This window comes from Streptomyces sp. FXJ1.172, from assembly GCF_001636945.3.
GTDB lineage: Bacteria > Actinomycetota > Actinomycetes > Streptomycetales > Streptomycetaceae > Streptomyces.
In genome coordinates, this window is record NZ_CP119133.2 from 4,420,924 (window position 1) to 4,432,146 (window position 11,223).

The following is an 11,223-nucleotide window of genomic DNA, read 5'->3' on the forward strand; positions in this document are numbered from 1 at the left end:
GGGGGCGCCCCACCCGAGCGGGACGCCCCCGTCGTCGTACCGGAGGCCAGGACAACACCGGCCTCAGAAGAACACCGACCGCCGCTGCACCAGCAACTTGTACAGCGTGTGCTGGATCTGCTCCCGCACCTGGTCGGTCAGGTTGAACATCAGCATCGGGTCCTCGGCGGCCTCCGGCGGATAGCCGTCCGTCGGGATCGGCTCGCCGAACTGGATCGTCCACTTCGTCGGCAGCGGAATCGCACCGAGCGGCCCCAGCCAGGGAAACGTCGGCGTCAGCGGGAAGTACGGAAAGCCCAGCAGCCGCGCCAGCGTCTTCGCGTTGCCGATCATCGGGTAGATCTCCTCCGCCCCGACGATCGAGCACGGAATGATCGGCGCGCCCTGCCGCAGCGCCGTGGAGACGAAACCACCCCGGCCGAACCGCTGCAGCTTGTACCGCTCGCCGAAAGGCTTCCCGATCCCCTTGAAGCCCTCCGGCATCACCCCGACCAGCTCGCCCTGGGCCAGCAGCCGTTCGGCGTCCTCCGCGCACGCCAGCGTGTGCCCGAGCTTGCGCGCCAGCTCGTTCACCACCGGCAGCACGAAGACCAGGTCGGCCGCGAGCAGCCGCAGATGACGGTCGGCCGGATGATGATCGTGTACGGCGACCTGCATCATCAGCCCGTCCAGCGGCAGCGTCCCGGAGTGGTTGGCGACGATCAGCGCCCCGCCCTCGGCCGGGATGTTCTCGATGCCCTTCACCTCGACCCGGAAGTACTTCTCGTACACCGGCCGCAGCATCGACATCAGGACCTGGTCGGTCAGCTCCTCGTCGAAACCGAAGTCGTCGACGTCGTAGTCCCCGGTCAGCCGGCGCCGCAGGAAGGCCAGCCCGGCCGCCACACGCCGCTCCAGACCGCCGCCCTGCCCGTCGGCACCCGGCTGCCGCACCTCCGGCCTCTCAGCCACCTCCGGCTCCTCCGCGCGGCTCACAGGCCCATCCTCCCGCGCCCTGGCCCGGCCCGGCAGCGGCTGGACCTCGCCCAGCTCACCCCCCTCGCCGAGGGCACCGCGTCGGCTGCCCGCACTCCTGCGCCGCGCCGGGCGCTGCACCGCGCCCCCGCGGGACCGGTCGTCGTCGAACGGAATGACCTTGGCGTCCGCCATCGTTGCCGCTCTCCTCAGTTGGCGCTGTGCGTCGTGGGCCGGCCGCCGCCCTTGGCGGCCAGCGCGGCGATGCGGTCGACGGCCCCCGCGAGGGCCTGTGGCGGCAGCAGCCCGGGGCTCTGGCCGCGCACGAAGTCCGCGAACGTCTCCGCTGTCGTGTACCGGGGCGTGAAGCCGAGCGTCTCGCGCATCTGGACGGTGTCCACCACCCGCCCGTGTGTGAGCAGCCGGATCTGCTCCGGTGAGAAGTCCGTCATACCGAGCGTACGCACCAGGGAGCCGGCCCAGGTGACCGCGGGCAGCAGCAGCGGCACGGTGGGCCGCCCGAGCCGCCGCGAGCACTGCGAGAGCAGCAGCGCCCCGTCCCCGGCGATGTTGAAGGTGCCGCTGTTCAGGGTGCCCCGGCGCGGCTCGTGCGAGGCGATCCTGAGCACCTCGACGACGTCGTCCTCGTGCACGAACTGCAGCCGCGGGTCGTAGCCGAACACGGTCGGCAGGACGGGCAGCGCGAAGTACGAGGCGAGCGGGGTCTCCGCGGCCGGGCCCAGGATGTTGGCGAACCGCAGCACGCACACAGCGACGTCCGGCCGCCGCCGGGCGAACCCGCGCACATACCCCTCGACCTCGACGGTGTCCTTCGCGAAGCCGCCGCTCGGCAGCGACTTCGCCGGGGTCGTCTCGGTGAACACGGCCGGATCGCGCGGTGCGGAGCCGTAGACGTTGGTGCTGGACTTCACCACGAGCCGCTTGACGGCCGGCGACTTCTGGCAGGCGCCGAGCAGCTGCATCGTGCCGATGACGTTGGTCTCCTTGACGGTGGCCCGGTTGCCGCCGCCCAGTGCCGTGCCCGTCACGTCCAGGTGGACGACCGTGTCCGCGCCCGTCTCGGCGAGCACCCTGGCTATCGTCGGCAGCCGGATGTCGGCCTGGATGAAGTCCGCTCCGCCCAGATGGTGCGCCGGTGGCACCGCGTCCACGGCGATCACCCGGTCGACCTCCGGATCCCGCTGGATCCGCCGCACGAACCGGCCGCCCAGCTGCCGGGCCACTCCGGTGACGAGCACGACCTTCCCCAAGATCAGCGCCTTCCCTCGTACGTTGTGCGTGCGGCCAACTTAGCGGGTCGATGTTGCGCTGTGATGACCCCCCGATGCACGAAGTGACGGAATTTCACTGATCGCAACGGCCGGAATGCGCGCGGGCCATGAATGCCCGGGACATGCCCGGGACATGTCTGTGGCCTCCCACCACTGATGGTGGGAGGCCACAGGAACACGCTTCGCGCGCGCCGTCGCTTACTTCTTGTTGCGACGCTGAACGCGCGTGCGCTTGAGCAGCTTGCGGTGCTTCTTCTTGGCCATCCGCTTGCGCCGCTTCTTGATAACAGAGCCCACGACTACCCTCGCTCACTTCTCATCACTCGGTTGTTTGGGCGCCATGGGCCCACACGACCTACGAGGGGCTAGCCTACCCAACCGAGCGCCGAGGTCGTAATCGAGGGTCCTCCGGGTCTTCCCGGAAGCGTTGTCAGGCCGTTTCCACCCCCACATAGCTGTCGCGAAGGTACTCGTGTACCGCTTGCTCCGGGACGCGGAAGGACCGCCCCACACGGATCGCGGGCAGATGACCGCTGTGCACCAGCCGGTACACGGTCATCTTCGACACTCGCATCACCGAGGCGACCTCCGCCACGGTAAGGAACTGAACCTCGTTCAGAGGCCTCTCGCCAGCTGCAGCCATGACACACCTGAACCTTCCGCACTCGACGGCCACCGGCTTCCCCTTCCGGTGACTCTTCGTCGCTGCGTGCTCACTCCCCAATGTAGGGGCGGGTGATGCGAGTGGGGAAGAGGTGCACCCATCGCAGGCCTACTGTGACAGACTCGCTCGATTGAGTACGTAGCGGGTAAGCGGGCGGTAGTACGCGGACCGCACCCCGTCATCAACCGGAACGACGACGGACACGCGCCCCTCAGCCTCCCCCACGAACAGCGCCGGATCATCCGTGTCGGCCAGCCCGATCGTCTCGAACCCCAGCTGACCTGCACCGCAGACCCAGCCGTGGTCCCCGACGACCAGCTCGGGCAGCGGCCCGCCCCGCTCCGCGGCAGCCTCCAGCACGACCCGAACCGGCAGCGGCGAATGACTGTGCAGACCCGGCTCACAACCGGGGCGCCCGTCGGCGGTTTCCCGCACCAACCCGACCCCTCGTACGTAGCCGAGGTGATGGGTGCGTAGACCGAACCGGGTCAATATGTCGACACGGCGACCCTGCGCGGGGGTGAGCACCTCACACCCCGCCGCCGAGAGCGCGTCCGCCAAGCCGGCGTAGAACCCGAGCAGCCGCCCCGGATGTCCGGTCCCGAACAGCACGGGCGCGCCCCGCCGGGCCGCCGTCCGGATCCGCTCGGCGAAGGCATCCAGCGCGGCCAGCGTCAGCTCCGGATCGATCACATCAGGACCGGAAGTGTGCCGAGGATCGTCCGAAACCCCACACTTCTGTGCCATCAGAGCCAGCAACTCCGGCTGCTTCCAGGCCCCTTCGGGATCGATCCCGATCAGCACCCGGGGGTCCCGCGCCGCGAACAACCGGTAGCTGCGCAGGCTGTCCTCCCGGGAGGTGGCCACCTCCCCGGCCAGCCGGGCAGCCAGCAGATGCGCACGCAGAGCACGGGCGTTCACCACCCAGCGATGCTCGCGCATCGGGGGCGGGGGCGGGGCGGGAACGGGATGAATTGCGCACATTTGGCGTAATCGGCGAGCCCGCGGCCGGTGCTCCCCGCCTACGGCAACAGCCCCCGCAGCGGGAACACCGCCCGCCGGGTCGCCAGCACGGCCTGGTCCAGGCGATCGGCGGGGTCGTAACCGGCCTCCCACGACGCCCAACGCACCGGCCACCGCCCATCGGTCATCCGCTGCGGCCCCAGCTGCCTGGTCCGCGCGAACACCTCCTGCCGCCAGCCCTCGGGAATCACCGTCTCCGGAGCCACCGGCTGGCCCGCGGCCACCGCCACCAGATGCGTCCACGAGCGCGGCACGACCTCCACCACCGCGTACCCGCCCCCGCCCAGCGCGACCCACTTCCCCCCGGCGTACTCGTGCGCCAGCTCATGACACGCCACCTGCACGGCCCGCTGCGCATCCAGCGAAACGGCCAGATGGGCCAGCGGATCCTCGAAGTGCGTGTCGGCCCCGTGCTGCGAGACGATGACCTGCGGCCGGAACTCGGCGAGCAGTTCCGGCACCACCGCGTGGAACGCCCGCACCCACCCCGCGTCCCCGGTCCCCGCCGGCAGCGCCACGTTCACGGCGGACCCCTCGCCCGCCCCCGCACCGGTCTCCTGCGGCCACCCGGTCTGCGGGAACAACGTACGGGGATGCTCGTGCAGCGAGATCGTCAGCACCCGCGGATCCTCCCAGAACGCGGCCTGCACCCCGTCCCCGTGATGCACGTCCACATCCACATAGGCGACCCGCTCGGCCCCCAGCTCCAGCAGCCGGGCAACGGCCAGCGCGGCGTCGTTGTAGATGCAGAACCCCGAGGCCCCGCCCGGCATCGCATGATGCAGCCCGCCCGCGAAGTTCACGGCATGCTCGGCATCCCCGTGCCACACCGCCTCCGCGGCCCCCACCGACTGCCCGGCGATCAGCGCGGACACCTCGTGCATCCCGGCGAAGGCGGGATCGTCGAGCGTACCCAGCCCGTACGCCCCGTCCGCCCCCGCCGGATCGGCGGACGCGGCCTTCACCGCATCGATGTAGTCCTCGCGGTGGACCAGCCGCAGCGTCGACTCCCCGGCCGGCTTCGCCGCGACGACCTCCATCTCCCGGTCGAGCCCGAAGGCACCCACCAGTTTCCGGGTCAGTGCCAGCCGGACCGGATCCATCGGATGGTCCGGGCCGAAGTCATAGCCCGTTACTGCCTCGTCCCACATCAGCTGTGCGCGGCCGCTCATGCCCGTCACCGTATCGGTCCGGTTGAGCGGCGAACGACCTGGCGTACACCAACGTCACCAGCACCAACACCATCGGCACAAGCATCGCCCCGCGATAGCTCCACGCATCGCCCAGGGCCCCCACCAACGGAGAACCGACCAGAAAACCGACGTAATTGAAAATGTTCAGGCGCGCCACGGCCGCATCCGAAGCCGAGGGGAACAACCGTCCCGCCGCCGCGAACGTCTGCGGCACCAGCACACACAGCCCCAGCCCCAGCAGCGTGAACCCGAGCATCCCCACCCACGCACCGGGCGCCGAGGCCACCACCGCGAACCCGCCGGCCGCCACCAGCGCCCCGAGGCGTACGACCGCCGCCGCCCCGAACCGCCGCACCCCGAAGTCCCCGATGGCCCGCCCCACCAGCGTGGTCACCATGTACACGTTGTACGGCACGGTCGCCAGCTGCTCGCTGCTGCCCAGCACGTCCTTCAGGTACTTCGCGCTCCAGTTGGAGACGGTCGAGTCCCCGATGTAGGCGAAGGTCATCACCAGGCACAGCGGCAGCAGCAGCTTGAAGACGACACCCGAGCCCTGGCCCTGTTCCTCCCCCGGGGATGCCGGATCCCCGTCGACGTACCACCGGCTCCCCGCGAACGTCGCCGGCAGCAGCACGGCCACCACCGGCAGATACGACACCCACAGCGCGAGATGCCAGTGCGCCCCGGCCCAGGCCAGCGAGGCCCCGAGAATCCCGCCCAGGCTGTACGCGGCATGGAAACTGAGCATGATGCTGCGCCCGTACGACCGCTGCAGACTCACCCCGAGCATGTTCATCGAGGCGTCCAGCGCCCCCACGGCCAGCCCGAACACCCCGAGCGCCACCGCCAGTTCGGTGATCCGCCCGCCCGCCCCCGCGCCGAGCAGGGCCAGCAGCACCACCGGCTGGGAGCACCGCAGCAGCCGACTGGGCCGTATCCGCTTCACCAGCTGCTCGGTGGTCACGCTGCCGACCCCGGCCAGGATCGGCACGGCGGCCAGGAACGCCGGCAGCAGCGCGTCGGAGACGCCGTACCGGTCCTGGATGGCCGGGATGCGCGTCACCAGCAGCGCGAAGGTGGCACCCTGAGCGAAGAAGCTGAACGCCAGCGAGGCCCTACCGCGCCGCAGCACATCAGTCATGGCGGCGAGCGTAGGGCCCCGGGCTACCTGTGGGTAGATCCAGCCAAAGATGAATTTCCTTCAGCTCTCTTCCTGGGTTCCGCCGGATCAGGCGGCGACGACCGCCTCCGGCTGTTGCGCGGCCTCGGCGGCGGCCACCTCGGCGGCGAGCATCCCCTCCATCGGCCCGGCGGCCAGCCCACCGCCGACCACGAATCCGATCACCATCGCGCCGACGAGGAAGACACTGCCGAGCCACACCATGGTGTCGACGGGGATGGTGTACGCACCCACGACCCGGGCGGCACACTCGGCCAGCAGCACCAGCCCCCAGACGACCGAGAACGCCTTCTCCTTGCTCCGGAACGCCGCGGACCGCTCCGACGCCCCGGAAAGGAGCCGCTCCCAGGCGGCCTCCCTGGCCGTGTCGCCCTTCACCAGGAAGGGCTTCATGCCGGCGGTCATCATCGGCTTGCCGAGCCAGACGGAGACGAGGATCCCGAAGGCGATGACGCTACTGACCCCGCTGTCCTTGGCGAGCATCAGCCGAGGGTCGCCGGAGACGAAGCTCAGCAGCAGGGAAACGACGTTGACGACCAGGATGAGTCCGGCCAGGGCGTTGGTCCTGCGCTCCTTCACCACGCCCCACACCGTGCGCAGGGCCGGCACCACACTGCTCCAGGCGAGCGCGGCGAAGGTGCTCATCCCGAAGGCGTCCTTGAAGAGGTAGTACGACCCGAGAGGCACCGCCACGTCCAGGAGCAGCGGCCGGAAGTTGTCGATTGCCGTGTTCCCCGTGTTCTTCGTCATGCCCTCAGCTTCGCCCCATCAAGGGGTCCCCCAGTAGAAACGATCGTCCGGACGTCCGCATGACATTCGTCAGGCCCCGGCCGATGGCTGAGGTCATATCAGCAGGTCAAGCAACTCGCCCATGTCAGCGAAGAGTTGACCGGCCCCGGCCAGCTTCTCGGCCGGCGTCATCGCGGTGAACCCGTAGACGTCCATCCCGGCCGCCACGGCCGCCTGCACGCCCAGCGGAGAGTCCTCCACGACGACGCACCGCTGCGGCGCCACCCCCATCCGCGCGGCCGCGTGGAGGAAGAGATCGGGAGCCGGCTTGCCGCGGCCCACGTCCTCGGAGCTGAAGATCCGCTCCTGAGCGAACCACCGGTCGAGCCCGGTGGTCCGGTGTCCTACCCGGATCCGCGCATGACTCCCGGAGGAGGCCACGCAGTAGGGCACCCCGTCCGCGGCCAGCTTCTCCAGGACACCCGCCACCCCGGCCACGGGCTGCAACTCCCGCTCGAAGGCGGCGAACACGCGCGCGTGGAAGACATCGTCGAAGTCGTCCGGCAGCCGCTGCCCCGTGCGCTCCAGCACCAGCTCGTGGATCCGGTGCATCGCCGAGCCCATGTAGTCCCGGATGGAGTCCTCGTACGAGGTCGGGTGCCCCAACTCGGTCAGATAGGCGGCGAGATACCGATTGGAGATGGGCTCGCTGTCGACGAGTACCCCGTCGTTGTCGAAGATGACCAGGTCATAGCGCATACCTGTGATCCTAAACGCAGAAAGGCCCACGCCAGATGGCGTGGGCCTTTCTCAAAATTTGTTCGGCGGCGTCCTACTCTCCCACAGGGTCCCCCCTGCAGTACCATCGGCGCTGTGAGGCTTAGCTTCCGGGTTCGGAATGTAACCGGGCGTTTCCCTCACGCTATGACCACCGAAACACTATGAAACTGTCCAGCCGCACCATGTGTGGCACATGGGGCTGTTCGTGGTTTCAGAACCAACACAGTGGACGCGAGCAACTGAGGACAAGCCCTCGGCCTATTAGTACCGGTCACCTCCACCAGTTACCTGGCTTCCAGATCCGGCCTATCAACCCAGTCGTCTACTGGGAGCCTTACCCCATCAAGTGGGTGGGAGTCCTCATCTCGAAGCAGGCTTCCCGCTTAGATGCTTTCAGCGGTTATCCCTCCCGAACGTAGCCAACCAGCCATGCCCTTGGCAGAACAACTGGCACACCAGAGGTTCGTCCGTCCCGGTCCTCTCGTACTAGGGACAGCCCTTCTCAAGACTCCTACGCGCACAGCGGATAGGGACCGAACTGTCTCACGACGTTCTAAACCCAGCTCGCGTACCGCTTTAATGGGCGAACAGCCCAACCCTTGGGACCGACTCCAGCCCCAGGATGCGACGAGCCGACATCGAGGTGCCAAACCATCCCGTCGATATGGACTCTTGGGAAGATCAGCCTGTTATCCCCGGGGTACCTTTTATCCGTTGAGCGACGGCGCTTCCACAAGCCACCGCCGGATCACTAGTCCCGACTTTCGTCCCTGCTCGACCCGTCGGTCTCACAGTCAAGCTCCCTTGTGCACTTACACTCAACACCTGATTGCCAACCAGGCTGAGGGAACCTTTGGGCGCCTCCGTTACCCTTTAGGAGGCAACCGCCCCAGTTAAACTACCCATCAGACACTGTCCCTGATCCGGATCACGGACCCAGGTTAGACATCCAGCACGACCAGACTGGTATTTCAACGACGACTCCACAAACACTGGCGTGCCTGCTTCAAAGTCTCCCAGCTATCCTACACAAGCCGAACCGAACACCAATATCAAACTGTAGTAAAGGTCCCGGGGTCTTTCCGTCCTGCTGCGCGAAACGAGCATCTTTACTCGTAGTGCAATTTCACCGGGCCTATGGTTGAGACAGTCGAGAAGTCGTTACGCCATTCGTGCAGGTCGGAACTTACCCGACAAGGAATTTCGCTACCTTAGGATGGTTATAGTTACCACCGCCGTTTACTGGCGCTTAAGTTCTCAGCTTCGCCCCACCGAAATGGAGCTAACCGGTCCCCTTAACGTTCCAGCACCGGGCAGGCGTCAGTCCGTATACATCGCCTTACGGCTTCGCACGGACCTGTGTTTTTAGTAAACAGTCGCTTCTCGCTGGTCTCTGCGGCCACCCCCAGCTCGAGGAGCAAGCCCTCTCACCAGGAATGGCCCCCCTTCTCCCGAAGTTACGGGGGCATTTTGCCGAGTTCCTTAACCATAGTTCACCCGAACGCCTCGGTATTCTCTACCTGACCACCTGAGTCGGTTTAGGGTACGGGCCGCCATGAAACTCGCTAGAGGCTTTTCTCGACAGCATAGGATCATCCACTTCACCACAATCGGCTCGGCATCAGGTCTCACCCTGCATGAGTGGCGGATTTGCCTACCACTCGGGCTACACCCTTACCCCGGGACAACCACCGCCCGGGATGGACTACCTTCCTGCGTCACCCCATCACTCACCTACTAACCGCTTGGTCCGGCGGCTCCACCACTTTCCTTTCCCCGAAGGGTCCGGAACGGCTTCACGGCCTTAGCATCACGATGCTCGATGTTTGACGCTTCACAGCGGGTACCGGAATATCAACCGGTTATCCATCGACTACGCCTGTCGGCCTCGCCTTAGGTCCCGACTTACCCTGGGCAGATCAGCTTGACCCAGGAACCCTTAGTCAATCGGCGCACACGTTTCTCACGTGTGAATCGCTACTCATGCCTGCATTCTCACTCGTCAACCGTCCACGACTACCTTCCAGTGCCGCTTCACCCGGCAGACGACGCTCCCCTACCCATCCATACACCCGTTGGGGCTATATATATGAATGACACGACTTCGGCGGTACGCTTGAGCCCCGCTACATTGTCGGCGCGGAATCACTAGACCAGTGAGCTATTACGCACTCTTTCAAGGGTGGCTGCTTCTAAGCCAACCTCCTGGTTGTCTGTGCGACTCCACATCCTTTCCCACTTAGCGTACGCTTAGGGGCCTTAGTCGATGCTCTGGGCTGTTTCCCTCTCGACCATGGAGCTTATCCCCCACAGTCTCACTGCCGCGCTCTCACTTACCGGCATTCGGAGTTTGGCTAAGGTCAGTAACCCGGTAGGGCCCATCGCCTATCCAGTGCTCTACCTCCGGCAAGAAACACACGACGCTGCACCTAAATGCATTTCGGGGAGAACCAGCTATCACGGAGTTTGATTGGCCTTTCACCCCTAACCACAGGTCATCCCCCAGGTTTTCAACCCTGGTGGGTTCGGTCCTCCACGAAGTCTTACCTCCGCTTCAACCTGCCCATGGCTAGATCACTCCGCTTCGGGTCTTGAGCGTGCTACTAAAACGCCCTGTTCGGACTCGCTTTCGCTACGGCTTCCCCACCCGGGTTAACCTCGCAACACACCGCAAACTCGCAGGCTCATTCTTCAAAAGGCACGCAGTCACGAGATACAGCAAGCTGCATCCGACGCTCCCACGGCTTGTAGGCACACGGTTTCAGGTACTATTTCACTCCCCTCCCGGGGTACTTTTCACCATTCCCTCACGGTACTATCCGCTATCGGTCACCAGGGAATATTTAGGCTTAGCGGGTGGTCCCGCCAGATTCACACGGGATTTCTCGGGCCCCGTGCTACTTGGGTATCTCTCAAACGAGCCGCTGACGTTTCGACTACGGGGGTCTTACCCTCTACGCCGGACCTTTCGCATGTCCTTCGCCTACATCAACGGTTTCTGACTCGTCCTGTCGCCGGCAGACGACAGAAGAAAGAACCCACAACCCCGCATGCGCAACCCCTGCCGGGTCTCACACGCATACGGTTTGGCCTCATCCAGTTTCGCTCGCCACTACTCCCGGAATCACGGTTGTTTTCTCTTCCTGAGGGTACTGAGATGTTTCACTTCCCCTCGTTCCCTCCACACTGCCTATGTGTTCAGCAGCGGGTGACAGCCCATGACGACTGCCGGGTTTCCCCATTCGGAAACCCCCGGATCAAAGCCTGGTTGACGACTCCCCGGGGACTATCGCGGCCTCCCACGTCCTTCATCGGTTCCTGGTGCCAAGGCATCCACCGTGCGCCCTTAAAAACTTGGCCACAGATGCTCGCGTCCACTGTGCAGTTCTCAAACAACGACCAGCCACC

9 protein-coding genes and 2 rRNA genes are annotated in these 11,223 nt (G+C 66.0%); all 11 read right to left on the reverse strand.

Going from position 1 to position 11,223, the window contains the following annotated elements; translation table 11 throughout:
* Window positions 1-63: 63 nt before the first annotated feature.
* On the reverse strand, window positions 64-1,149 hold the full coding sequence (locus A6P39_RS19645; RefSeq protein ID WP_067049238.1) for a lysophospholipid acyltransferase family protein: 1,086 nt from the start codon (window positions 1,147-1,149) through the stop codon (window positions 64-66).
* Window positions 1,150-1,163: 14 nt separating this feature from the next.
* Window positions 1,164-2,225, reverse strand: coding sequence for an NAD-dependent epimerase/dehydratase family protein (locus A6P39_RS19650; protein WP_067049236.1), 1,062 nt, complete (start codon window positions 2,223-2,225; stop codon window positions 1,164-1,166).
* Window positions 2,226-2,444: 219 nt separating this feature from the next.
* Window positions 2,445-2,543 carry a 30S ribosomal protein bS22 gene (locus tag A6P39_RS19655; protein ID WP_003948845.1) on the reverse strand — a complete coding sequence of 33 codons (99 nt, stop codon included), beginning with the start codon at window positions 2,541-2,543 and terminating at the stop codon, window positions 2,445-2,447.
* A 133-nt stretch (window positions 2,544-2,676) separates the two neighbouring features.
* Window positions 2,677-2,889: a helix-turn-helix domain-containing protein gene (locus tag A6P39_RS19660; protein WP_121791081.1), complete on the reverse strand. Its 213-nt coding sequence runs from the start codon at window positions 2,887-2,889 to the stop codon at window positions 2,677-2,679.
* Between the two features lie 129 nt (window positions 2,890-3,018).
* Complete coding sequence (locus A6P39_RS19665) at window positions 3,019-3,852, reverse strand: phosphatase (RefSeq protein ID WP_199840865.1); 834 nt, start codon at window positions 3,850-3,852, stop codon at window positions 3,019-3,021.
* An 80-nt stretch (window positions 3,853-3,932) separates the two neighbouring features.
* The gene (locus A6P39_RS19670; RefSeq protein ID WP_067049349.1) at window positions 3,933-5,105 is read right to left on the reverse strand and encodes an acetoin utilization protein AcuC; all 1,173 of its coding nucleotides are present in this window, start codon (window positions 5,103-5,105) and stop codon (window positions 3,933-3,935) included.
* Window positions 5,056-6,267, reverse strand: coding sequence for an MFS transporter (locus A6P39_RS19675; RefSeq protein WP_067049234.1), 1,212 nt, complete (start codon window positions 6,265-6,267; stop codon window positions 5,056-5,058). Before A6P39_RS19675 ends, A6P39_RS19670 begins: the two co-directional genes overlap by 50 nt.
* Before the next feature lie 87 nt (window positions 6,268-6,354).
* Entirely contained in the window at window positions 6,355-7,056 is a 702-nt protein-coding gene (locus A6P39_RS19680) for a VC0807 family protein (protein WP_067049214.1), read from the reverse strand.
* A gap of 93 nt (window positions 7,057-7,149) precedes the next feature.
* Complete coding sequence (locus A6P39_RS19685) at window positions 7,150-7,794, reverse strand: HAD family hydrolase (protein ID WP_067049212.1); 645 nt, start codon at window positions 7,792-7,794, stop codon at window positions 7,150-7,152.
* A 60-nt stretch (window positions 7,795-7,854) separates the two neighbouring features.
* Window positions 7,855-7,971, reverse strand: a 5S ribosomal RNA gene (gene rrf, locus A6P39_RS19690).
* Between the two features lie 85 nt (window positions 7,972-8,056).
* Window positions 8,057-11,175: ribosomal RNA gene (locus A6P39_RS19695) — 23S ribosomal RNA — on the reverse strand.
* Window positions 11,176-11,223 lie beyond the last annotated feature (48 nt).

Coding starts and splice junctions, on each gene's coding strand:
- A6P39_RS19665 (WP_199840865.1), bottom strand. CDS start 3,852: ATGCGCGAGCATCGCTGGGTGGTGAACGCCCGTGCTCTGCGTGCGCAT.
- A6P39_RS19680 (WP_067049214.1), bottom strand. CDS start 7,056: ATGACGAAGAACACGGGGAACACGGCAATCGACAACTTCCGGCCGCTG.
- A6P39_RS19675 (WP_067049234.1), bottom strand. CDS start 6,267: ATGACTGATGTGCTGCGGCGCGGTAGGGCCTCGCTGGCGTTCAGCTTC.
- A6P39_RS19670 (WP_067049349.1), bottom strand. CDS start 5,105: ATGAGCGGCCGCGCACAGCTGATGTGGGACGAGGCAGTAACGGGCTAT.
- A6P39_RS19685 (WP_067049212.1), bottom strand. CDS start 7,794: ATGCGCTATGACCTGGTCATCTTCGACAACGACGGGGTACTCGTCGAC.
- A6P39_RS19645 (WP_067049238.1), bottom strand. CDS start 1,149: ATGGCGGACGCCAAGGTCATTCCGTTCGACGACGACCGGTCCCGCGGG.
- A6P39_RS19660 (WP_121791081.1), bottom strand. CDS start 2,889: ATGGCTGCAGCTGGCGAGAGGCCTCTGAACGAGGTTCAGTTCCTTACC.